Genomic DNA, 23,326 nt, shown 5'->3' with positions numbered 1-23,326 from the left:
GGGGGGTGTGGGGGGCGCAGCCCCCCACCGACACCGTCACCGCTCGAGCAACATCCGCTGCAGCTCCCGCGCGGCCCGCGGCGGTGCCACGTCACTGCGGTGAGCCAGTGCGATGGCCCGCTGCAGCCCGGGCCGGGCCAGCGGAGTCACCCTGAGCCCCTGACCGGAGCGCGTGGCGACCATCCACGGCACCACGGCGATCCCCAGTCCCGCCCGGACGAACCCCAACACCGCGTCCATCTCACCGCCTTCGACCGCGAACTCCGGCTCGAACCCGGCGGAGCGACACGCCGCCACGGTCAGCTCCCGCAGGTCGTACCCGTGGCGGAACATCACCAGCCGCTCGCCCTCCAGATCGGCGATCTGCACGACCCGCCCGCCCCGCCCGGGGGCCGGCGCCTCGGGTGAGGACACCACCACCAACTCCTCCCGCAGCAGCTCCACCGTCGACAGCGCGGGCGCGGGCGTCGGCAGCGGCAGGACGACCAGCGCGAGATCGAGCGCGCCACGCGCCAGCTCCCGCACCAGGTCGTGCGAGCCGCCCTCCTCGATCAAGAGCTGGATGCCGGGATAGCGGTCGTGGAAGGCGCGCAGCACATCCGGCAGCAGACCCGTGCACAGACTCGGCGTCGCCCCCAGCCGTACCCGGCCCCGGCGCAGCTGCACCAGCTCCTGCACCTCGTACCGGGCGGTGTCCGCGTCCGCCAGGATCCGCCGGGCCAGCGGCAGCAGCGCCTCACCTGCGTCGGTGAGCGTGATGTTGCCCCGGGCGCGCAGGAACAGATCCGCGCCCAGCTCCCGCTCCAGCGCCTTGATCTGCTGTGACAGCGAGGGCTGGGCGACATGCACCAGCTCGGCGGCGCGGGTGAAGTGCCGGGTCTCGGCGACGGCGACGAAGTACTGGAGCTGCTGGAACTGCATCCTGCAAGGATAGCTTTGCCCTATGGAAACGAGCTGGACCATGTCTTGGACCGATCGGGTTCTTCGCCCCTAGCGTGCTGGTCATGGCTCTGGCAACGCGGACGGACCGACGGCCGTCCATGGCGCGCACGATGTGGGACTCCTCCGTCGGCAAGAAGACGGTGATGGCCGTCAGCGGCCTGATCATGCTGCTGTACCTGGTCGCGCACATGATCGGGAACCTGAAGATCTACTTCGGGGCCGGCGAGTTCAACCACTACGCTCACTGGCTGCGCACCATCGGCGAACCCTTCATGCACTACGAGTGGACGCTCTGGCTCATCCGGATCGTCCTCGTCGTCGCCGTGGTCGCCCACGCCACGTCCGCGTACCAGCTCAGCCGCCGCGACATCAGGGCGCGACCCAGCAAGTACGTGCACAGCAAGCCCCGGGCGAGCTACGCCACCCGCACCATGCGCTGGGGCGGCATCATCCTCGGCCTGTTCATCGTCTGGCACATCCTGGACCTGACCACCGGCACCGTGCACTCCGGCGGCTTCCAGCAGGGCCACCCGTACCAGAACGTGGTGGACACCTTCTCCACCTGGTACGGAAACGTCATCTACATCGTCGCGATGCTCGCGCTCGGCCTGCACATCCGGCACGGCTTCTGGAGCGCCGCGCAGACCCTCGGCGTCGGCAGCCGCGCCCGCGACCGCGCCCTGAAGACCGTCGCCAACGTCCTCGCGCTGCTGCTCACGGCCGGTTTCATCGCCGTACCCGTGGGCGTCATGACCGGAGTGGTGAGCTGACATGACCGAATACGTGAACTACGCGACGGGCGAGCCGGTCACCGACTCCAAGGCCCCGTCCGGCCCGATCCACGAGCGCTGGGACAAGCGCCGCTTCGAGGCCAAGCTGGTCAACCCCGCCAACCGGCGCAAGCACACGGTCATCGTGGTCGGCACCGGCCTCGCCGGCGGCTCCGCGGGCGCGACGCTGGCCGAACAGGGCTACCACGTCGTCCAGTTCTGCTACCAGGACTCCCCGCGCCGAGCCCACTCCATCGCCGCGCAGGGAGGCATCAACGCGGCGAAGAACTACCGCAACGACGGCGACTCGATCCACCGGCTGTTCTACGACACCGTCAAGGGCGGCGACTTCCGCGCCCGTGAGTCCAACGTCCACCGTCTCGCGCAGATCTCGGTCGAGATCATCGACCAGTGCGTAGCGCAGGGCGTGCCCTTCGCCCGCGAGTACGGCGGCCTGCTCGACACCCGCTCCTTCGGCGGCGTCCAGGTGTCCCGCACCTTCTACGCCCGCGGCCAGACGGGCCAGCAGTTGCTGCTGGGCGCGTACCAGGCCCTGAGCAGGCAGATCGCCGCGGGCAACGTGGAGATGCATCCGCGCACCGAGATGCTGGACCTGATCGTCGTGGACGGGCGGGCCCGCGGCATCGTGGCGCGGGATCTGATCACCGGGAAGATCGACACGTACTTCGCCGACGCCGTCGTCCTGGCCAGTGGCGGTTACGGAAACGTCTTCTACCTGTCGACCAACGCCATGAACTCCAACGCGACCGCCATCTGGCGGGCGCACCGTCGCGGCGCCTACTTCGCCAACCCCTGCTTCACACAGATCCACCCCACCTGCATCCCGCGCACCGGCGACCACCAGTCCAAGCTGACGCTGATGAGCGAGTCGCTGCGCAACGACGGCCGGATCTGGGTGCCCAGGGCCAAGGGCGACACCCGCCCGCCGAACCGGATCCCGGAGGACGAGCGCGACTACTACCTGGAGCGCATCTACCCGTCCTTCGGCAACCTGGTCCCGCGTGACATCGCCTCCCGCGCCGCGAAGAACGTCTGCGACGAGGGCAGGGGAGTCGGCCCCGGCGGCCAGGGCGTGTACCTGGACTTCGCGGACGCCATCCGGCGGATGGGCCGCAAGGCGGTCGAGGCCAAGTACGGCAACCTCTTCGACATGTACCAGCGGATCACCGACGAGGATCCGTACGAGGTGCCGATGCGGATCTACCCGGCGGTGCACTACACGATGGGCGGCCTGTGGGTCGACTACGACCTGCAGACGACGATCCCCGGCCTGTTCGCGATCGGTGAGGCCAACTTCTCCGACCACGGCGCCAACCGGCTCGGCGCCTCCGCGCTGATGCAGGGCCTGGCCGACGGCTACTTCGTGCTGCCGGCCACCATCAACGACTACCTGGCCCGCAACCCGCATCAGGAGACGGTGACGGCCGAACACCCCGCGGTCCAGGAGGTGTTGGCCGAGACCGAGGACCGGCTGCACCTGCTGCTGTCCGTGGACGGCGACCGCACTCCCGACTCCTTCCACCGTGAAGTCGGAGAACTCATGTGGGAGTTCTGCGGCATGGCCCGCACCGAGGCCGGACTGCGCAAGGCCCTGGAGCGCATCCCGCAGATACGCGAGGAGTTCTGGCGGCGCATCAAGGTGCCCGGCACCGGCGAGGAGTTCAACCAGTCGCTGGAGAAGGCCAACCGGATCGTCGACTACCTGGAGCTGGCCGAGCTGATGTGCCTCGACGCCCTGCACCGCGCCGAGTCCTGCGGCGGCCACTTCCGCGAGGAGTCGCAGACCCCCGACGGCGAGGCCGCCCGCAGGGACGACGAGTTCGGCTACGCGGCGGCCTGGGAGTTCACCGGCACCGGTGCGGCACCCGTCCTGCACAAGGAAGACCTGGTCTTCGAGTACGTCCACCCCACCCAGCGGAGCTACGCATGAAGCTCACCCTGCGCGTCTGGCGCCAGAAGAACGCCGACGCAGAAGGCGCCATGTCCACGTACGAGGTGGACGGCATCTCGTCCGACATGTCCTTCCTGGAGATGCTGGACGTCCTCAACGAACAGCTCATCCTGGCCGGTGAGGAGCCGGTCGCCTTCGACCACGACTGCCGCGAGGGCATCTGCGGCGCGTGCTCGCTCGTGATCAACGGCGATGCACACGGGCCGGAGCGCACCACCACCTGCCAGCTGCACATGCGGTCCTTCAAGGACGGCGACACGATCGACATCGAGCCGTGGCGGGCGGCGGCCTTCCCCGTGATCAAGGACCTGGTCGTGGACCGGTCGGCGTTCGACCGGATCATCCAGGCCGGCGGCTACGTCACCGCACCGACCGGGTCCGCTCCGGAGGCGCATGCCACGCCGGTGCCGAAGGCCGACGCCGACTTCGCCTTCGAGCACGCGGAGTGCATCGGCTGCGGGGCGTGTGTGGCGGCGTGCCCCAACGGCGCGGCGATGCTGTTCACCTCCGCCAAGGTCAACCACCTGAACGTGCTGCCCCAGGGTGCGCCCGAGCGGGAGACCCGGGTGCTGGACATGGTGGCGCAGATGGACGCGGAGGGCTTCGGCGGGTGCACGCTGACCGGGGAGTGCGCCACGGCCTGTCCGAAGGGGATCCCGCTGGTGTCCATCACGAACATGAACAAGGAGTGGCTGCGGGCCACCCGGAAGGTGGGGAAGCGGTAGCGTCCCACTGAGCAGGAAACGTTCGTCGCACAGACGAACGGGCGGGGCCGGCGATGGTGCTCACCGGCCCCGTCTCGTTTTCGTGATCGCCGGTATCCCGGCGTTCAGCATTCCCACATCCCCTCTCCGGGCGCAGGTCACGCGCACGCCAACCGGCGTCGGAAGAACTGGAGCGGCGGGCCGTACGCCCTCGCTCGCCGCCGTCGCCGAACCGGCCCGTGACCAGGAGAGAGCCATGACCGGCGTTTCCACCCTCGACCGCCCCCCACAGCCCGAGGCACCGACCCGCTACACCGTCACCCTCGCCCGTGACGAGGACGACGTGCGGGCCGCGCAGCGGCTGCGGCACGACGTCTTCGCCGGTGAGATGGGGGCCCTGCTGGCCACGCCGCAGCCGGGACTGGACGTCGACGCCTTCGACGCCTACTGCGACCACCTGCTCGTGCGCGACACCGGCACCGGGCAGGTCGTCGGCACCTACCGGCTGCTGCCGCCGGAGCGGGCCTCGGTCGCCGGCCGGCTCTACTCGGAGGGCGAGTTCGAGCTGGGCGCGCTGGACCCGATCCGGCCCGGACTGGTCGAGGTCGGCCGCTCCTGTGTGCACCCCGACCACCGCGACGGCGCGGTCATCGGCCTGATCTGGGCCGGGATAGCCCGCTACATGGTCGACCGCGGGCACGAGTGGCTGGCGGGCTGCTGCTCGGTGCCGCTCGCCGACGGCGGCACCCTCGCGACGGCCACCTGGGAGCGGGTGCGCGCCAAGCACCTGGCACCCGAGGAGTTCCGGGTACGGCCGCTGCTGCCCTGGATCCCGAACGCCGAGGCCCCGGCCGGGCACAGCGAGCTGCCCGCCCTGCTGCGCGGCTATCTGCGCCTCGGCGCCTGGGTGTGCGGCGAGCCCGCGCACGACCCGGACTTCGGGGTCGCCGACCTGTACGTGCTGCTGTCGATGCGCCGGGTGAACGCGCGCTATCTGCGGCACTTCCTCTCCCTCGTGCCGGCCTGATGAGCGTCTGGCTGCCCAGCGCGCCCTGCAGTCCGGGCGCCTGTGTGGAGCCGGCCCGGGCCGCCGCGGCCGTACCCCGGGCCGTGCTGCGGCTGACCGGGGTCGCGGCCCTGGTGCTGGCCGGGATCGCGCTGTCCCCACTCGGCGGGAGGATCCCCGCCGAGTGGGTCAGGCGGTGGTGCCGGGCGATCGTGCGGGCCATGGGGGTACGGGTCCGCTTCACCGGCGGCGCCGCACCGGCCGGTGGGCTGCTGCTGGTCGCCAACCATGTCTCGTGGCTGGACATCCCGCTGCTGACCGCCGTACGCCCCGCCCGGATGCTCGCCAAGACCGAGATCCGGCAGTGGCCGGTCGCGGGCGCGCTGGCCGCGCGCGGCGGGGCGCTGTTCATCGAGCGGGACCGGATCCGCGCCCTGCCCGAGACGGTCGCCCGGATCGCCGAGGCGCTGCGCGAGGGCGCGGCCGTCGCCGCATTCCCCGAGGGCAGCACCTGGTGCGGGCGGGCCCACGGCCGGTTCCACCGGGCCGTCTTCCAGGCCGCGCTCGACGCCGGCGTACCCGTGCAGCCGGTCGGCCTGCGCTACCGGCAGGAGACCGGCGGCGGGCCGAGCACGGCGGCGGCGTTCGTCGGCGAGGACACCCTGCTCGCCTCCCTGTGGCGGGTGGCCCGCACCCGGGGCCTGATCGCCGAGGTGGAGGTACGGCCGGTGATCCGGCCCGGCGCCCACCCCGACCGCCGCGCCCTCGCCCGGGCGGCCCAGCCGGTCACCTACGAGCCGGCCTGGACCCATGCGGCCCTGGTCGCGGGCCTGCCCGCGCACGCCGCCCCCGTCCGGACGGGATAGCCGTTCACAGCAGGGGGCGTACGGCCAGCTCCGCCACCCGCAGATATGCCTCCACCGTGCCGGCGCGCAGGTCCTTCAGCTCCCAGCGCGACGACTGCAGCGCGCTGTCGAAGGGCACGAGCACCACCTGGGCGGGCGGGACGGTCAGCTGCCGCACGAAGGTGTCGGGCAGGGTCCGGCGGTAGGAACCATCCGTCCGGGAGGCCACGACGACCGCCTCGTCCGCCAGTTCGGGGCGTCCGGCGTCCCGGATCCTGCCGAGAAGGCGCGCCGCGTCGTCGCGGAAGGAATCGGTGGTGCCGCAGCACACGATCAGCCGGTCCGTGTGGTCGAGGATCACCTCCAGCGTCGCGTCCACGCGCACCGGCGCCCAGTCGGTCAGCACGAAGGAGTAGTACGGCGCCGTGTGGGCCAGAACACGCATGTACTGGTGGGTGTGCGTGGAGTTGGGCCCATAGTGCCCCGGGCGGTGCGCGAGCACCTCCAGGCCCGAGGGAAGGCGCGTGGTGTGGGCGCGGACCTGCTCGTACGACGGGCCGCGCGAGAGGGCGGCCAGATCCCGGGGCACCGCTTGGTTGCGCTCGTGGGGCAGGAAGGCGTCGAGCGCTCCTTCGGTGGGGGCCCCGTCGACGGCGAGGACGGGTTCCGGCCGTACGGCGGCCAGCACCGAGCCCAGTGCCATCGTCGCGGTGGCCCGGCCGCTGTAGTGGTGGGCGCCGACCAGCGTCAGCCGCCTGCTGAACAGCAGCGGCTCGCGCAGCAGCGCGAGGCGTTCTCGGACGTGCCCGCGGGCCGCCTTGAAGCGGGACAGCGGCAGCTGCCGTCCGGCCTGCGGTGGCGTTGGGGGCGGGGTCAGCGGTACGGGCGCCGACAGCCTGCTGCCTGCCGGCATGACGGGGGACAGCGCGTCGTCGCCGGTCCGCAGCCGGGCCAGGGCTATGTACCGGGCCAGGGCGTCGGCGACCTCGCCGGCGGTGGGGCGGACGGCCGGGTCGTCGTCGAGGCAGCGCAGCACCAGGCGGCGCAGCTGCTCCCAGCCGTCCCCCTGCCACAGGTGCATGCCCTCCGGCAGACTCGGCACCTCGACGCCCGCCTTGCTGCTGATCAGCTGCAGCAGCGAGCCCAGCGCACGCATGCTGTCCGCGACGGTCGGCGCCGGGCCGGACCCCAGATACCGGTCGTCGACGGCGTAGTCGGACAGATCGGCGAGCGCCACGGTGCGGCGCAGCACGTACACGCTGTCCGTTCCGAAGTCGGCGGGCACCAGCCCGCCGGCGTGACACAGGGCGAGCGCATTGGCCAGATGCCAGGAGACCAGCAGGCCGCGCACGAGGTCGAACGGGGCGGTGCCGTCCGCCAGGGCCCCCGCGAACACCTCGGACAGGCGCGGCGGCGCGGCGTTTCCGGCGTCCTGGTCGCCGATCGGCGCCATCGCGAGCCAGGGCGGGGAGTCCTCCAGACCGGTGGCGAGCAGCGCGGGCGCGTACTGGCCCTGCAGCCGGGACAGCGCCTCCGCCTCCATCGCGATCAACTGGGCGTTGGCCGCCGGGAGATCGGGGCGCGGGGTGCGCAGCACCGCCTCGGTGCCGTGCGCGTCGGTGCCCCGGTACAGAATCGTCCGGCGGCCGCGGCGCCGGTCCCGCAGCGTGTAGGGGCCGAGCCGGACCGGGTCCGCGTCGGTCAGCGGAGCCCAGCCGTCGGCTCCCGTGGGCGTGCGCTCCGGCTCGCGGGAGGGCAGGCCGGGTACCCGCTCGAACGACACTCCGAAGCGGGCGAGCAGCCGGCGTTCGACACTGGTGAACGGCTGGTGGGAGCCCGGCAGATGGGCGGAGCCGTCCGGATGGGCCAGCCAGGCCGGGAAGTCGGGCGAGTTGCCCGCGAGTTCCTCCAGATGGCGGCCGATCCGGCGGCTGGTGCGCAGCAGTTCGGCCTGCGGGACGGAGTCCAGGAGCACCGACTTGGACTCCTCGGCGAAGTCGAACACCCGGTGCTTGGCGGGCAGCGGTCCGGGCACCGGGGCCGGGTGCGGCCGGACCAGGCCGCCCAGGAACACCTCCGCCAGATGCGAGGTCGTGGCCGGCCAGGGCACCGCCGACTGCACCAGCCTCATCACCGGCACCGACAGCGGGGAGACCGCGGCGAGATGGGCCGCCAGCCGGTACGCCTCGGGGGTGGCCGCGTCCCGGAAGTGCAGGGCGCTGGTCAGGTCCCGGGCGTCGGACACGCTGCCGTACGGGTCGGGGTGGGCCAGCAGGGGCAGCTCCACGGTGGTGCCGGGCGAGGCGAGCAGCCGGGCCCAGTCCCGCAGCGACTCGGGTGTCGGCTCGAGGACGGGCACGGGCACCCCGTCGAAGGCGGACAGCTCCGGTGGCAGCACCGGATCGCTCACCTCCCAGGCCGCGTTGGCGCCGCCGATCCGCCGAGTGGTGGCCTGCCAGCGCTCGGCGGCGATGCCGGAGGCCTCCCACATGTCCGGCGGCAGTGTCTGCAGGACCGCGGTCGGTCCGCGGGACGCCCAGCGGGCCAGCAGCCCGTGCAGGGCACCGGAGCGCCAGGCGGCGCCCATGCCGTCGCTGACGACGAGGACCAGGGTGCGGCCGGAGGGGTCGTTGACCGTGCTGAGCGGCAACGCACCGCTCTCGGGCCGGAACGGCCGCGTGTGCAGGCGGGGTTCGCGGGCGGCACGGGTGTCGAGGCCGAGGACACGGGTGGTGGCGAAGGCGCCCAACCGCTCCAGCAGGGTGCGCAGTTCGGAGCCGAGCCGATGCCACAGCAGCATCGACAGACCGTCGTCCACGAGCAGCGCCAGATTCAGCCAGCGCTCGCGCACCGGCCGTTCCACCACGTCGGGCAGCCCCGTCTCGGCCAGCTGGGCGGCGGTCCGCTCCTCGTCGATCTCCGTGCGGTAACGGCTGTCGCGGCGGTGGCGCAACGGCCGAAGCGCCCGGCCCAGGGCCAGTTCGTCGGCGAGGGCCTTGTCCTCGGGCACCCGCACCGGCATCGCCCGGCGCGGCTCCGGCGCGGACGGGGCGAGCCGCACCTCGGGCGCCGGACCGCGCCGGGCCGCCCCGTACAGGGCGGGGGCGGTGAGGTCGGGCAGGTCCGGGTCGTCGGGGTCCGGCGTGGGGGCCTGCGCGGCGGCCGGGCCGGGATCCGGGGCGGGGCCGGGCGCGGGGTGGCTCGGCACCGGCGGGGGTTCGCGCCGCAGCGGTGCCTCGGTGCCGGCGGGCAGGCGGCGGGCGAGCCAGAGCACGTCGAGGACCTGGTCCGCGTCCAGGTCGTGCCCGCAGGCCGCCAGCACCCGCAGTGCCTCGGCCAGTCGCCCGCCCCCGCCCGCCACGGTCACATCGCCCCGGTGAGCTGGTGCAGTACGGCGTCCAGCAGGCCCTCCGCGTCCAGGTCGACGCCCCCGGTGCGCAGGAACACGGCGTTCAGCAGCTGGTCGGTGGCTAGTTCGCCGAGGGCGCGGCGGCGCAGGAAGGCATCGATGAGGTCGTCCGCTTCCCGCAGCGCCTCCTCGCCCAGATGGGCGGCGACGATGGTGCGCAGCCGCTCCTCGTCGGGCACCGGCAGTTCGAGCCTGAGGCAGCGGCGCAGGAACGCGGGCGGGAAGTCCCGTTCACCGTTGCTGGTGATGATCACGACGGGAAACTCGGCGCACTGGACGAGACCCTGGTGCACCCTGACCGTGCCCCGGTGGTCCGAGGTCTGCACCTCCACGTCGGCGGTGTCCTCCGGCAGCCGGACCAGCTCCTTGATCTCGAAGTAGCCCTCCTCGAACACGGTGAGCAGATCGTTGGGCAGGTCGACGTCGCCCTTGTCCATCTCGTCGATGAGCAGACAGCGCGCTCCGGCCGAGGCCACCAGCGCGGTACCGAGCGGCCCGAGGCGGATGAACTGCCCGATGGACGGCTCGCGGTCGCCGCGGTCCCGGCTGAGCGTGGTCTCCCGCAGCCGGCCGATGGCGTCGTAGACGTAGAGGGCGTCCGGCACGGTGGAGCGGCTGGTGACGGACCAGCGCAGCAGATCGCCGAGGCGCAGTTCGAGCGCGACGGCACGGGCGAGCGACGACTTGCCGGTGCCCGCGGGACCGGTCACCAGCAGCGGACGACGCAGGTGCAGCGCCGCGTTGACGATGTCGGCGTGCCGTGGGTCGATCACGTACGGCAGCTTCGGGCGCGGCGCGCGCACCGGGGCGAAGCGCCGCCACGGCGGGGCGTCGGGCAGGGTGACCTCGCGGGGCACGCCGTCGCCTTGGAACAGTCGCCATGCGGCGTCGGCGGCGGATGTCATGGGCCCTCCTGGGGTTCGGACAGGTGCAGGCGTGGGACGGTGCGGTCGGCGTCGGCCCAGGCGAGGACCGGACGGCCGGGGAACTCGGGCGGATTGGCCCAGGCGCCCGCCCGGTAGCTGTGGACGCCGTCGGGCAGCTCCCGGGTGGCGACCCGTGCCATGTGCCGGACACTGTGCGAGGGCCCGTCCTCGCCGCGGTCCCACATCACCACAGGTATGCCCAGCGCCAGGCAGGTCTGCACGATGCGGTCCCGGGGAGGACCGGGCGGTACGTCCACGGAGACGCGTACCGTGTCGAGTTGGTTGACGAGCTGCGAGTAGAGCGTGTCCCGGTCGGCGGGGTCCGAGACGACGAGCGCCTTGCCGGAGTCCAGGCGGCTCCATCTGCTGCGCCAGCGGGAGACGAACCGCCCGTTGCGGCGCAGCAGTTCGGGGCAGTGCACGACCAGCGGGTACTCCACCCCGAGCACCCCGGGCACCAGCTCGGCACGGCTCTGGGCCGCCCACTCGTCGACGGGCAGGTTCAGGCCGCCGCGGTCCACGAGCACCTCCACCAGCGGCGGACGCTCGTCCTCGGGCGGGGGCGTGAGCGAGTCCAGGACCTGCAGCACCTCTCGTGCCGCTTCCGAGGCGGTGTACGTCCGCACGCTCTCGGTGGACACCTGCCGGGGCCCGGCGCCCTCGTCGCACCAGATCCGCAGCCGGTGCCGGCCCCGCCCGGCCTTCGTCACCTGGACCAGGACGCGCACCCTGGCGGCCCGTCCGCGCACGGAACGCGCCCATTCCTGGGCGTCGTAGCGCCGCTCGCCCAGTGCCGAGCGCCCGATTCCGAGCCGGCCGGCCACCCGGTCCGACCACATCCGGAGCCGGGCCCGCGGGGTGTCGGGGGCGAGGGCGGCGACGTACTCCACCACCCGCAGCAGCGCGGGCACCCGGCGCTCACCGTCGCTCGCGTGCCCGTCGCCGGGGAGGATCTCCAGGCGGTCGACGAGCGCGTCCACGCTGTCGCTGCCCGGCTGGGCCGCCAGATGCGGTAACGCGGCGCGGACCGCCTCGGGGAACCGCGCGCTCACGGCGGGGTCGAGGGCTCGCAGATGCCCGCGCAGGTCCGCGTACTCGGACGGGGACAGCAGCCGGGGAGTGCGGGACAGGGCGCCCGCGGCCAGCAGCCGGTCGGTGGACCTCGGGTCCTCCCGGCGCAACATCCCGGTCAGTGCCGCGAGCGCCCGCGGATGCGTCAGCAGGAACGCGGCGAAGTCCTCGGCGGACGGCGGCCGGACATCGCTGCCGTGCTCCACGCCGCACAGCTGGGCGAGCCGGCGGGCCCGGTCGCCCCGCCCGGTGGGGGACGGAAGGGCGTCCTCGATCGCCTGCAGCAGCAGCCCGAAGGCGTGCTCGTCGGTGTCGGGCGGCACGGGGCGGCATGCGTCCAGCACACCGAGGGGCCGCAGTTCGGCCTCGACGGCCTGCCAGGGGATGACCCAGCTGCGCCGGATGACGTTCTGGAAGTCGAGCGGGAGCGGATGCCCGGCGGCGTCGACCGGCAGGAAGTGCCCCGCGACGAGGCCGACCACGGCGTTCTCCTCCTTGCACCACAGGGGCCCGCCGCTGTAGCCGACGTCGACCGCCATGCCGGTGGGCGCGCCGTCGACATAGCCGTGCGGACCGTGCACGGCGGCGACGGTGAGCCGGGCCACGGTGGCATCGGCACCGCTGCCGTGCCAGGCGTGGAGTTTCTGGCCGACCGACAGGGCGGCCTGGCCGGGGCCGTCGGGCAGACCTGGGGCCGGGACGTCGACGCGGAGTACGGCGAGGTCGCCGAGCCACTCGCGGGCCCCCGGCCGCACCGGCCCGCCGTCGGGGGCCCGGGGCGGGATCCAGTGGGCGACCCGGGCGAGGTGGCGCTGGGAGGCGACGGCGGACCTGCTCACTTCCACTGGTACGTCCACGGCGATCGGTGCCCGGGTGTGGAACATGTCCCGGCCCAGCGCGGCATTCACGACATGCGCGCAGGTCAGCACGGTGTCATGGCCGAGGACCAGCCCCGCGCCCGCCGTCCTGCCGTCCTCGGTCCGCCGCACCGTCACGACGTACCGGGACGGGTCGCGGCCACCGGCCCCCGCGGTGTGGAACCAGCCCACGCGTCACTCCGCGGGGTTCGTGCCGGTGTCCGGGGCGGGCTTCCAGCTGGCGGTGACGGTGAGATGGGCCTGTCCGGCGGCGCCGACGATCCCGAACTTGAGGTCCTGGCCCACCTGCACGCCGAAGGTCACGCTCAGCTCGGTCGGCGGCTCGGGCACCGCCGTGGCGGCGTCGTGGACCTCCTGCAGCAGCGGACCGAGCGGACGCAGCGCGCCGCGCAGCGCGCCGGCCGTGAGGTTCGCGACGGCCCGGCCGCCCGCCCCGACCGGCACCACTGTGCCCATGCCCGCGGGGAGGTCGTCGTCCCGTGCGGCAGGGGGTGCGCCCGCCGCGGGGGCGAGGAAGAAGCGGACCGGCGTGCCGTCGTCGAGTTCGAGTTCCGGTGAAGTGGACACCGTCACATTATCGTCAAGGAGCGGGCAAGGGCCGACCCGATGGTCCAACTCGGTTACCACATCGATGCATTGGGCACAGATCGGTGAGGACGGAACTCAGGGCATGACCCGCGCCAGATACGGTGCCGTGGCGCTGCCCGCCGCCTGCGCCACCCGCTCCGGAGGGCCCGACGCCACGATCCGGCCGCCCCGGTCGCCGCCGCCGGGGCCCAGGTCGATGACCCAGTCGGCGCCCGCGACCACCGTCATGTCGTGCTCGACCACCACGACCGTGTGCCCGGCGTCGACCAGCCCGTGCAGCCGGTCCATCAGCACCTCCACATCGGCCGGGTGCAGCCCGGTGGTGGGCTCGTCCAGCAGGTAGAGGGTGTGGCCGCGCCGGCCGCGCTGCAGCTCGCTCGCCAGCTTGATCCGCTGTGCCTCCCCGCCGGACAGCTCGGTCGCCGGCTGCCCGAGACGCAGATAGCCGAGGCCCACGTCGAGCAGCGTGCCGAGGCTGCGGGCGGCGGCCGGAATGTCGGCGAAGAACTCCGCCGCGGCCTCCACCGTCAGATCGAGCACCTCGGCGATGTTCCGTTCCCGGTAGGTCACTTGGAGGGTCTCGGGGTTGTAGCGGGCGCCCTCGCAGTCCGGGCAGGGCGCGTAGGTGCTCGGCAGGAACAGCAGTTCGACGCTGACGAACCCCTCGCCCTGGCAGGTCTCGCAGCGCCCACCGGACACGTTGAAGGAGAACCGGCCGACGACGTACCCGCGCGCCCGGGCCTCCTCGGTGCCGGCGAACACCTTGCGTACGACGTCGAACAGGCCGGTGTAGGTGGCCAGGTTGGAGCGCGGGGTGCGCCCGATCGGCTTCTGGTCGACCCGGACCAGCCGGTCCACGCCCTGAAGCTCATCCGTCAACTCGCCGATGAGCGTGGACTTTCCGGAACCGGAGACCCCGGTGACGGCGGTGAACGCGCCGAGCGGGAACTCGGCCGTCACCGCGCGCAGGTTGTGCCTGGTCACCGGACCCACCGTCAACCAGCCGCGCGGGGAGCGGACCTCACGCGCCGGGCCGGGTGACTCGTCGAAGAGGAACACGGCCGTCGCCGACTCCGCCACACACGCCAGCTCGGCCGGCGGCCCGCTGTACAGCACGCGTCCGCCGTGCTCGCCCGCGCCGGGGCCCACGTCCACCAGCCAGTCGGCGCCGCGCACCACCTCCAGGTGATGCTCCACCACGAACACCGAGTTGCCCGCGGCCTTCAGCCGGTCCAGCACGGTCAGCAGCGCCTCGGTGTCCGCCGGGTGCAGTCCGGCGGACGGCTCGTCCAGGACGTAGACCACGCCGAACAGCCCGGAGCGCAACTGGGTGGCGAGCCGGAGCCGTTGGAGCTCGCCCGCCGACAGGGTGGGGGTGGAGCGGTCGAGACTGAGGTAGCCGAGGCCCAGTTCGACCACCGGCGCGATCCGGGACTTCAGGTCCTCGGTGAGGACCCGGGCGGTCTCGGTACGGCCGTCCAGCAGGGCCGCCAGATCGGTCAGCGGCAGCGCGGCCAGTTCGGCGATCGTCCGGCCGCCGAAGGTCACGGCCAGCGCCTCCGGCCGTAGCCGGCTGCCCCCGCACACCGGGCAGGGCGCGCTGGTCAGGAACCGTTCCGCCTTCGCCCGCAGCGACGCCGACCTGGTGTCCGAGAACGTCTTCAGCACATACCGGCGGGCGCTCATGTACGTGCCCTGGTACGGCCGTTGGATGCGGTCGGCGTCCCGGACCGGGTGGACGGTGACGACGGGCTGCTCGTCCGTGAACAGGATCCACTCCCGCGCCTGCGCGGGCAGCTCGTGCCAGGGCCGGTCCACGTCGTGGCCGAGGGCGTCGAGGATGTCGCGCAGATTCTTGCCCTGCCAGGCGCCGGGCCAGGCGGCGATGGCGCCCTCGCGGATGGACAGCGAGGGATCCGGGACCAGCAACTCCTCGGTGGTGTCGTGCACTTGGCCCAGGCCATGGCACTCCGGGCAGGCCCCGGCCGCAGTGTTCGGCGAAAACGCGTCCGAATCGAGTCGCTCAGCGCCCGGCGGATACTCCCCGGCCCGGGAGAACAGCATGCGCAGGGAGTTGGCGAGATTGGTGACCGTGCCCACCGAGGAGCGCGAGGTGGGGGCCGCGCGGCGCTGCTGCAGCGAGACCGCGGGCGGCAGCCCCGTGATCTCGCCGACCTTGGGTGCCCCGACCTGGTGGATCAGCCTGCGCGCATACGGCGCGACCGACTCGAAGTACCGCCGCTGCGCCTCGGCGTAGATCGTGCCGAACGCCAGCGACGACTTCCCCGATCCGGACACGCCGGTGAACACGGCCAGGACGTCGCGCGGGATGTCGACGTCGACGCCTTTGAGATTGTGCTCGCGGGCGCCGCGGACGCGGACGTACTGGTCATGTGGGCTGTGCATAGAGGCACAACCCTATCCACGCCCGGGCGCTGCTACTGCGGAGGGTTGTCGCGGCGATTCTGGTCGAGGTACTCGTCCGCCCGCTTCTGCGCGGCGTCGACCTGGGACCTGTACTTGTCCTGGGTCCTCTGGTCGATCATGTCGCCGGCCTTGTCGACGCCCGTCCTGGCCTGGTCCTCGTGGCCCTTGAGCATCTGCTTGATCTTGTCCATCATGGACATGGCGGCCCTCCCGGTCGCTTGAGGCTTCCCTCCCAGGGTCACCGGCGCCGACCGGGTCCGCATCTCGGGGTCGTGGGGCCCCGAGCGGCCCGGATTCAGCGGCCCGGCGTGAACAGCGCGGCGAGCCGCCGGTAGGAGTCCAGCAGGGCCGTACGGTCGTAGCCGCTGGTGGTGACCAGCACCTCATCGGCGCCCGTCTCCTTCAGCACCGTCTCCAGCTCGTGCGCGACCTCCTCCGCGGTGCCGGCGATGTGCCCGGCGAGACCGCCCTCGTAGAAGCCGCGCTCCTTCGCGGTCATCGGGCGGGCCTCGACCTCCTCGGCCGGGGCGAGCGGCGGGAAGGTGCCGTGGGTGCGCGAGTACGCCATCGACCAGGCCTCCGGGACCAGCAGCCGCCGCGCCGCCTCCTCGGTGCCGGCGACCGCGACCGTCCCGGAGATCACGACGTACGGCTCGGCCGCCCAGGGGGAGGGGCGGAACAGGGAGCGGTACTGGTCGATGCCGCGCAGCATCCTCTCCCGGCCGCGCAGATCGCCGATCACCATCGGCAGTCCGGCGCGGGCCGCTATCCGCGCGCCCTCGCCCATGGCCAGCACGAACGGCGGCACCCGCAGCCCTTCGGCGGGGCGCGCCCGCACCCCGCTCGGCGAGCCGCCCTCGAACCAGCCCAGCAGCTCGCCGAGCTGTGCGGCGAAGTCCTCGGCCACGTCCTTGTCCCGGCCGAGGGCCTTGCGCACCCCGTCGGTGAAGCCGACGGAACGCCCGAGCCCCATGTCGATCCGGCCGGGGAACAGGGCCTCCAGCACGCCGAACTGCTCGGCGACGACGAGCGGTTGGTGGTTGGGCAGCATCACCCCGCCGGTGCCGACCCGGATGGTGCGCGTGGCCGAGGCGACCGCGGCGGCCAGCACGGTCGGCGCGGAACCGGCGACCCCGGGCACACCGTGGTGCTCGGACACCCAGAAGCGGTGATAGCCGAGCCCCTCCGCCTCCCGCGCCAGTGCGACGGTGTCCCGCAGCGCCTCGGCGGGCGGGTGTCCCTCGCGGGTGCGCGAACGGTCGAGGACGGAGAACCGGGTCCGGGCGATCACTGTGCTGCTCACACAGGGTTCAACGCCCTGACGAACCGGGAATTCCTGGCCCGTCGGCGCCTGGCTAAGGTGGCCCCGTGACCGACAGCACCAGGCGTCCGCTCGCCGTGTACGACCTCGACAACACCCTTGCCGACACGGCGCACCGGCAGCATTTCCTGGAGACGCGGCCGAAGAACTGGGCCGCGTTCTTCGCCGCCGCGCCCGCGGACCCGCCCCTCGCCGAGGGCATCGCGCTCGCCCTGGAGAGCGCCCGCGAGTGCGAGGTCCTGTATCTCACCGGCCGTCCCGAGCGGTGCCGGCGCGACACGCTGGACTGGCTCGCCGCCCATGAGCTGCCCGAGGGGCGCGTGTACATGCGGGGCAACGCCGACCGCAGGCCCGCCCGGTTCACCAAGCTGGAGATCCTGCGCCGGCTCGCCCAGGACCGCGAGATCCGTGTCCTCGTGGACGACGACGAGATGGTCTGCGACGACGCCGAGCGCGCGGGGTTCACCGTCGTACGTGCCCGCTGGGCCGCGAAGTCCGCGGCGCTCGAGGAGGCTCAGGAGCGGGAAGGCCGCACCTGACGCCGGCCGGCGGTCAGCCCGCGTCCTCGATGCGGAAGCCGACCTTCAGCCCCACCTGGTAGTGCTCGATCCGTCCGTTCTCGATCTGGCCGCGGACCTCCGTGATCTCGAACCAGTCCAGATTACGCAGGGTCTGGTCGGCGCGGGCGATGCCGTTGCGGATGGCTTGGTCGATGCCCTCGTGCGACGTGCCGACGATCTCGGTGACCCGGTAGGTGTGATTCGTCATGAGGGTGCTCCTCTCGTGTCACGCCGTACTCCACCGTGCCCCATCCCCGCCCCGCCCGCACGGTGTCCGGGACCTGCGCGGGTAGCCCGTGCCCCCTTGACCCTCCGTATTGGTCCATACCAAAATCCAGCACACCCGTGCGAGCGGTGCCGCTCGTCCCCCCACGTCGGGCCCCCACGCCTGTCCGCATCCCCGCCAGACAGAACAGGACCCCTCGTGAGACGTCGTCTGCTCGCCCTCGTGTGTGTCACCGGTTCCCTCCTGAGCGCCTGCGGGATGCTCCCCGGCGAGCACGAGCGCAAGACCGTCACCGTGTGGCTGATGAAGGACAGCGCCTCGGACGCGTTCCTGCGGCGCTTCACGGCCGACTTCGAGCGCAGCCACAAGGACCTGCGCCTGGACATCCGCATCCAGCAATGGACCGGCATCGTCGACAAGGTCCGCGCGGCGCTCAAGGATGACTCCGGGGACGGGCCCGATGTCATCGAGGTCGGCAACACCCAGGTGCCGCTGTACGCCGACGGCGGCAGGCTCGCCGACCTCACGCTGGAGTCGATGCGCGACTGGGGCAAGGACCAGTGGCTGCCCGCCCTCGCCGAGCCCGGCAAGGACGCCAACGCGCAGTACGGCATCCCCTGGTACGCGGCCAACCGCGTCGTCATCTACCGCAAGGACCTGTTCGAGGCGGCCGGCATCACCCGCCCGCCGAGGACCCGCGAGGAGTGGCTCGCCGACACCGAGAAGCTCAACTCCTCGGGCAACCAGGGTATTTACCTGGCCGGACAGGACTGGTACACGCTCTCGGGGTTCATCTGGGACGAGGGCGGCGACCTCGCCCGGCAGAAGGACTACCGGTGGGAGGGCGTCCTCGGCACCCCGGCCGCGCTGCGCAGCATGGACTTCTACCGGCGGCTGCAGGCGCTGGGGCGGGGCCCCGCGGACGCGGACGAGGAACACCCGCCCCAGGCAGGGGTGTTGGCCGACGGCAGGGTGGCGCAGATCATCGCCGTACCGGGGCTCGCCCAGTCGATCGTGCGGCAGAACCCGGATCTGAAGAACAAGCTGGGCTTCTTCCCGGTGCCCGGGAAGACCGCCGCACGGCCCGGCACCGTCTTCACCGGCGGCTCCGACCTCGTCGTCCCCTCGGGCACCAAGGACCAGTTCGCGGCGACCGCCGTCGTCGGGGCGCTCGTCGGCGCCAAGTGGGACACGGAACTCGCCCGCACGATGAACTACGTGCCCAACAAGACCACGCTGGCGAGCGCGGTCGCGGGTGAGGAGGGGGTCGCCGCCATGGCCGCGGGCGCGGCACACGGCCGGGCGACCCCCACCACCCCTCAGTGGGCCGACGTCGAGGCCGACAACCCGATCAAGGAGTACATGACCCGGGTGCTCCAGGGCGCGGACCCGGCGACGGAGGCCCGCCGGGCCTCCGCGAAGATCACCGAGGAACTCGCGCCGGACGTGTGAGTCACCGTATTGCGTGCATTACTTTCCGCTGTTGCGTCGTCACTCAGATGGGTGTTGCATGGCGGAAGGGTGACGTAGTCCGAGGCCCTCACATAAAGGTCCTCCGGACGTATACGTGCCCTGCGTAAGGAGGTTCAGCGATGGCCATTCCTGGGTCGGCGCACAGCCGTCGTCACTTTCTCGGTGCCGCAGCCGCGGCTGCCATGGCGGCCCAGTTCGACATGAGTGGTGGTGCGCAGGCGCAGCCCGCATCGGGAGAACCTGTGGCTCATCCCGCGGATGGTCCTGCGACGCGGACGTCCTTCGGTCCGGTGAAGCAGATCAATGCCGGGCAGTTGAACGTGGGGTACGTCGAAGCCGGGCCCGCGAACGGCCAAGCGGTCGTGCTCATGCACGGTTGGCCCTACGACATTCACAGCTACGTCGAGGTCACGCCGTTGCTCGCCGCCAAGGGATACAGGGTCGTCGTCCCCTATCTGCGCGGCCACGGAACGACGCGGTTCCTTTCCGGCGCCACACCCAGGAAGGCCCAGCAGTCGGCATTCGCCGTCGACATCATCGCCCTCATGGACGCCCTCAGGATCGAGAAGGCCATCCTCGCCGGATACGACTGGGGATCGCGGACCGGTGACATCATCGCGGCCCTCTGGCCCGAGCGCTGCAAAGCACTGGTCTCTGTGACCGGCTATCTGATCGTGAACGTCGAAGCGAACAAGATGCCGTCGCCTCCGAAGAGTGAATGGGCGTGGTGGTATCAGTACTACTTCGCCACCGAAAGGGGTGTGCTCGGTCTCCAGGAATATCGGCGTGATCTGGCCAGACTGGTCTGGAAGTTCAACTCTCCGACCTGGAATTTCGACGAGGCCACCTTCGAACGAACGGCAGCCGCTTTCAACAACCCCGATTACGTCGATATCGTCATCGACAACTACCGCTGGCGGCTCGGTCTCGCGAAGGGCGAGCCGCGGTACGCCGGTCTGGAAAAACGCCTCGCCGCCGCGCCGGTCATCAAGGTGCCGACGATCACCATCGACGGAGCACACGATCCCTTCACTCCTCCGGGGAACGGATCGGCTTACCGCAAGAAGTTCGCAGGCGCATACGCACACCGGACACTGAACGCAGGGCACAACGTTCCTCAGGAGGCCCCGCAGGCCTTCGCGGCGGCTGTCGTGGAAGTCGACGGGTTCTGACCGCGCTACTGGGACCCGGCGCCCGCACGCAGGGCGGGTGGCGCTCACCAGGTCTGCTCGGAGGCGCGGACGAGGACCTCGTTGACGGAGACCCGGCGGTCGCGAGTGACGACGAACGCAACGGTGTCCGCGATGTCCTGGGGACGCAGCATCTCCATCCCGGCCAGCTGCTGGTCCAGGGACGCCCTGATCTCGTCCCGCGAGTGCGTGACGAACTCGGTGTCCACCGTGCCCGGTTCGACCACGCTCACGCGCAGTCGCTGCCGCATGACCTCCTGGCGCAGGGCCTCGGTGAACCCGTTCACGCCGAACTTCGTCATGCTGTAGACCGCCGTGCCCGGCCGGGCCACACGCCCCGCGGTGGAGCTGATGTTGACCAGGTCGGCGACTCGGCGGGGCGAGTCCTCCGCCGCCCTCAACAGGTGCGGCAGTGCCGCGTGGGTGACATGGAGCAGGCCGTGGAGGTTCACCGTCAGCATGCGCTCCCGTTCCTGAGCCGGCGCGTTCAGAACCGGTCCGGCCATGCCCACACCCGCGTTGTTGACGAGGATGTCCAGGCGACCGAGTTCAGCCACCACACGCTCCACGGCGGCCGTCGCCTGTTCCTGCTCCGTGATGTCGGCTTCCACCACGAACGCCGCCCCGCCCTCGGCGCGGATGCTGTCGGCCAGTTCCTCCAGTCGGTCACGGCGCCGGGCGACCACCGCGACGGCGGCGCCCTCGGCCGCCAGGCTCAGGGCGGTCGCCTCGCCGATGCCGCTGCTGGCGCCGGTCACCAGGGCCACGGTGTTCTGCAGACGTGCGGACATGACTGTCTCCTTGATACGGATCGAGATTGATCGAGTTCGAGATGGAACGGGATGGATCAGGGCCGGTGACTGCGCGGAACGGCAGCTTCGGGTCCGTGACGGCTCGGCGTGTGACGTCGTCGTCAGGCGGTCGTGGCGGAGTCGGCGAGCATGTCGAGGGAGACCTGCCACAAGCGGGCCGCGTGGTGCGGGTCCACGGCATGGGCGGCAACTCCGCGGCGCACACCCGGCCGGTGCGGGCCGGCCTCGTTGCAGTCCTCGAAGTACCGGCCGGTGACGCCCTCGGCCAGCGGGGAGGCGGCGAGCAGCACCGAGGTCGCGGCGCCCTGCTCGATGTTCTTCCAGGACACGTCGGTGCTGGTGGGGTCGAACGAGGTCGGGCTGTTCGAGATGTCCCCGATGTGGCGGCCGAGCCGGGTGCTGGTGATGCGTCCCGGGTTGAGGGCGTTGACGGCGATCAGGTCGGACGCCCAGCGGCGGCCCGCCTCGACCGCGAACAGGACGTTGGCGGTCTTGGACTGGCTGTAGGCCGCCCACGGGTCGTAGGGGCGCTGTTCGAAGTTGATGTCGTCGAACAGTACGTCGCCGTTGACGTGGCCGACCGAGCTGACGGCGACCACGCGTGCGCCGTGGGCCGCCGCCAGGGCGCTGTGCAGGCCGGTGGCGAGGGCGAAGTGGCCGAGGTGGTTGGTGGCGAACTGCATTTCCCAGCCCTCCCTCGTCCGCTCCAGCGGCGAGGCCATCACGCCGGCGTTGAGGACCAGGATGTGCAGGGGGCCCCGCCATGCCTCCACAAAGGCCCGCACCGAGGCCTGGTCGGCGAGGTCGAGCTGCGCGGCGCGCACCGTCCCCGGGCCGCTTGCCGGTGCGATCTCCTCGGCGACCTGTGCGCCCGTGGCCGGGGCACGGACGCCGATGGTCACCTCGGCGCCGGCAGCGGCCAGGACTCGCGCGGTCTCCCGTCCGATGCCGGAGGCTCCTCCGGTGACGATGACGCGCCGGCCGCCGAGGTCGACGCCGGCCAGCACCTCGGCGGCGGTCGTCTGCGCACCGAACGGGGTCGTGACGAGGTCGTGGATCATGAGGCTCTCCGAGAAGACGGTGGGATCGGGAGGCGAGCGCACGCGCGGTGGCGCGGAGACACGGGGCGTCGTACCCTCAAATCCGGAACTGGTTCCGGTTACGCCTTCGAGAGTAAGCGGAACCGGTTCCGCTTGCAAGTGTGGTGAGAAAGGGAGGCGGCAGTGACCGGCATCGAGGGGGGCTCGGCGGCGCAGCGCAGGCCGCTGCGCGCCGACGCGCAACGAAATGAGGACCGGCTGCTGGAGGCGGCCGCCGCCGCCTTCGCCCGTGACGGAGCGAGCGCCTCGGTCAAGGACATCGCCCGCGCCGCCGGAGTCGGCGTCGGCACTCTGTACCGCCGCTTCCCGTCCAAGGAGCTCCTGATCGAGGCGATCTACCGCCAGGAGGTGCAGCGGCTGTGCGAGGCGGCACAGCAGCTCACGGCCACGGAGCCGCCGGTGGACGCACTGCGGACCTGGATGGAGCGCTTCATCGACTTCATGATCGCCAAGGAGGGCATGGCCGACGCGCTGGCCGTGGTGCTCACCGACGACAGTGAGAAGCTGCACACCCGGGCCCTGCTCGCCGACGCCATCGCCCACCTGCTCTCCGCCGTGGAGGGGCAGTCGGCGGCACGGTCGGGGGTAGACGCCCGCGACGTGCTGATGGCCCTGGGCGGGATCAGTCTCATGGCCGCCGGTGAGGAACAGCGCGAACTGGCCACCAGACTCATCGACCTGCTCCTGTACGGCATCGTGAAGAACTGACGCGAGGTGCCGCGCCTCGTGACTCCGGACCCGTGTGCATGGAGCAGCGGCGGACGGTCGGCGCTCAGCCGCCGGCCACGCCGTTCCGGCCGGGGCGGTGACGAGCGGCGGCCTGCGGGCCCGGCAGGCACTCGAGCCGTATCAGGCAGTTGATCGCGAGCCGATGACCGTGCGCCGGCGTGGTCACCGGCGGCGTGGTCGAGGGCCCGGACTGCCGCTGGATGCCGGACCGGAACAAGCGGGACGGCCGGCCGCCCAGGCCCGCCAGGACGGCCTCGGCGCCGCGGCGACCGCGGACCGCGCGCCCGACGCCGCAGTCGTGAACTCGCGCGGCCCGGCGGCCGACCGTTAGCCTGAATGCGTACTCCGGCACCGACAAGGCAGTCACCGCGTCGTGC

20 protein-coding genes are annotated in these 23,326 nt (G+C 72.1%); 9 read left to right on the top strand and 11 right to left on the bottom strand.

What is annotated here, in order from left to right; translation table 11 throughout:
* Window positions 1–36: 36 nt before the first annotated feature.
* Window positions 37–921: a LysR family transcriptional regulator gene (locus ACWCQS_RS22730; protein WP_451006116.1), complete on the bottom strand. Its 885-nt coding sequence runs from the start codon at window positions 919–921 to the stop codon at window positions 37–39.
* A 119-nt stretch (window positions 922–1,040) separates the two neighbouring features.
* Here ACWCQS_RS22730 and ACWCQS_RS22725 point away from each other — a divergent pair, with 119 nt between their 5' ends.
* From ACWCQS_RS22725 to ACWCQS_RS22705, 5 genes are all read left to right on the top strand, one after another.
* Window positions 1,041–1,712, top strand: coding sequence for a succinate dehydrogenase (locus tag ACWCQS_RS22725; protein WP_451006200.1), 672 nt, complete (start codon window positions 1,041–1,043; stop codon window positions 1,710–1,712).
* A gap of 1 nt (window position 1,713) precedes the next feature.
* Window positions 1,714–3,663, top strand: a complete 1,950-nt coding sequence (locus tag ACWCQS_RS22720) for a fumarate reductase/succinate dehydrogenase flavoprotein subunit (RefSeq protein WP_451006115.1) — start codon at window positions 1,714–1,716, stop codon at window positions 3,661–3,663.
* Window positions 3,660–4,409 (top strand): succinate dehydrogenase/fumarate reductase iron-sulfur subunit, encoded by a 750-nt coding sequence (locus tag ACWCQS_RS22715; RefSeq protein WP_450981930.1) that lies wholly within the window; start codon window positions 3,660–3,662, stop codon window positions 4,407–4,409. The genes ACWCQS_RS22720 and ACWCQS_RS22715 overlap by 4 nt, the downstream gene beginning before the upstream one ends.
* Before the next feature lie 235 nt (window positions 4,410–4,644).
* A complete protein-coding gene (locus tag ACWCQS_RS22710; protein ID WP_451006114.1) occupies window positions 4,645–5,415 on the top strand; it encodes a GNAT family N-acetyltransferase in 771 nt (256 codons plus the stop codon).
* The gene (locus ACWCQS_RS22705; RefSeq protein ID WP_451006113.1) at window positions 5,415–6,260 is read left to right on the top strand and encodes a lysophospholipid acyltransferase family protein; all 846 of its coding nucleotides are present in this window, start codon (window positions 5,415–5,417) and stop codon (window positions 6,258–6,260) included. The genes ACWCQS_RS22710 and ACWCQS_RS22705 overlap by 1 nt, the downstream gene beginning before the upstream one ends.
* A gap of 4 nt (window positions 6,261–6,264) precedes the next feature.
* Here ACWCQS_RS22705 and ACWCQS_RS22700 read toward each other — a convergent pair whose 3' ends face one another.
* The 7 genes from ACWCQS_RS22700 to ACWCQS_RS22670 all read right to left on the bottom strand — a co-directional run bounded on the left by ACWCQS_RS22700 (window position 6,265) and on the right by ACWCQS_RS22670 (window position 16,841).
* Entirely contained in the window at window positions 6,265–9,600 is a 3,336-nt protein-coding gene (locus ACWCQS_RS22700; protein ID WP_451006112.1) for an SAV_2336 N-terminal domain-related protein, read from the bottom strand.
* A 2-nt stretch (window positions 9,601–9,602) separates the two neighbouring features.
* Window positions 9,603–10,553 (bottom strand): AAA family ATPase, encoded by a 951-nt coding sequence (locus ACWCQS_RS22695; protein ID WP_451006111.1) that lies wholly within the window; start codon window positions 10,551–10,553, stop codon window positions 9,603–9,605.
* Window positions 10,550–12,694 (bottom strand): VMAP-C domain-containing protein, encoded by a 2,145-nt coding sequence (locus ACWCQS_RS22690; RefSeq protein WP_451006110.1) that lies wholly within the window; start codon window positions 12,692–12,694, stop codon window positions 10,550–10,552. Before ACWCQS_RS22690 ends, ACWCQS_RS22695 begins: the two co-directional genes overlap by 4 nt.
* Window positions 12,695–12,697: 3 nt before the next feature.
* Window positions 12,698–13,090, bottom strand: a complete 393-nt coding sequence (locus ACWCQS_RS22685) for a CU044_2847 family protein (protein WP_451006109.1) — start codon at window positions 13,088–13,090, stop codon at window positions 12,698–12,700.
* 96 nt (window positions 13,091–13,186) lie between these two features.
* The gene (locus ACWCQS_RS22680) at window positions 13,187–15,517 is read right to left on the bottom strand and encodes an ATP-binding cassette domain-containing protein (protein ID WP_451006108.1); all 2,331 of its coding nucleotides are present in this window, start codon (window positions 15,515–15,517) and stop codon (window positions 13,187–13,189) included.
* Window positions 15,518–15,549: 32 nt separating this feature from the next.
* Window positions 15,550–15,738 (bottom strand): antitoxin, encoded by a 189-nt coding sequence (locus ACWCQS_RS22675; protein WP_451006107.1) that lies wholly within the window; start codon window positions 15,736–15,738, stop codon window positions 15,550–15,552.
* A 95-nt stretch (window positions 15,739–15,833) separates the two neighbouring features.
* Entirely contained in the window at window positions 15,834–16,841 is a 1,008-nt protein-coding gene (locus ACWCQS_RS22670; RefSeq protein WP_451006106.1) for an LLM class flavin-dependent oxidoreductase, read from the bottom strand.
* Window positions 16,842–16,906: 65 nt separating this feature from the next.
* On the opposite strand from ACWCQS_RS22670, the gene ACWCQS_RS22665 reads away from it, so the two are divergent.
* Complete coding sequence (locus ACWCQS_RS22665; protein ID WP_451006105.1) at window positions 16,907–17,398, top strand: phosphatase domain-containing protein; 492 nt, start codon at window positions 16,907–16,909, stop codon at window positions 17,396–17,398.
* 13 nt (window positions 17,399–17,411) lie between these two features.
* Here ACWCQS_RS22665 and ACWCQS_RS22660 read toward each other — a convergent pair whose 3' ends face one another.
* A complete protein-coding gene (locus tag ACWCQS_RS22660; RefSeq protein WP_388633379.1) occupies window positions 17,412–17,627 on the bottom strand; it encodes a dodecin in 216 nt (71 codons plus the stop codon).
* Window positions 17,628–17,843: 216 nt separating this feature from the next.
* Here ACWCQS_RS22660 and ACWCQS_RS22655 point away from each other — a divergent pair, with 216 nt between their 5' ends.
* Complete coding sequence (locus tag ACWCQS_RS22655) at window positions 17,844–19,097, top strand: extracellular solute-binding protein (RefSeq protein ID WP_451006104.1); 1,254 nt, start codon at window positions 17,844–17,846, stop codon at window positions 19,095–19,097.
* A 140-nt stretch (window positions 19,098–19,237) separates the two neighbouring features.
* Window positions 19,238–20,290, top strand: a complete 1,053-nt coding sequence (locus ACWCQS_RS22650; RefSeq protein ID WP_451006103.1) for an alpha/beta fold hydrolase — start codon at window positions 19,238–19,240, stop codon at window positions 20,288–20,290.
* Window positions 20,291–20,334: 44 nt separating this feature from the next.
* Here ACWCQS_RS22650 and ACWCQS_RS22645 read toward each other — a convergent pair whose 3' ends face one another.
* Together ACWCQS_RS22645 and ACWCQS_RS22640 are read right to left on the bottom strand one after the other, a co-directional pair.
* Complete coding sequence (locus ACWCQS_RS22645) at window positions 20,335–21,099, bottom strand: SDR family NAD(P)-dependent oxidoreductase (protein ID WP_451006102.1); 765 nt, start codon at window positions 21,097–21,099, stop codon at window positions 20,335–20,337.
* Between the two features lie 122 nt (window positions 21,100–21,221).
* Window positions 21,222–22,181, bottom strand: a complete 960-nt coding sequence (locus ACWCQS_RS22640; protein ID WP_451006101.1) for an SDR family NAD(P)-dependent oxidoreductase — start codon at window positions 22,179–22,181, stop codon at window positions 21,222–21,224.
* Window positions 22,182–22,343: 162 nt separating this feature from the next.
* Here ACWCQS_RS22640 and ACWCQS_RS22635 point away from each other — a divergent pair, with 162 nt between their 5' ends.
* Entirely contained in the window at window positions 22,344–22,928 is a 585-nt protein-coding gene (locus ACWCQS_RS22635; protein WP_450981943.1) for a TetR/AcrR family transcriptional regulator, read from the top strand.
* The last annotated feature ends 398 nt before the right edge of the window (window positions 22,929–23,326 follow it).

The sequence above is a fragment of the Streptomyces sp. NPDC002076 genome, assembly GCF_053593835.1.
The sequence above is the reverse complement of the archived record's forward strand: the minus strand, read 5'-3'. Positions and strand labels throughout refer to the sequence as shown.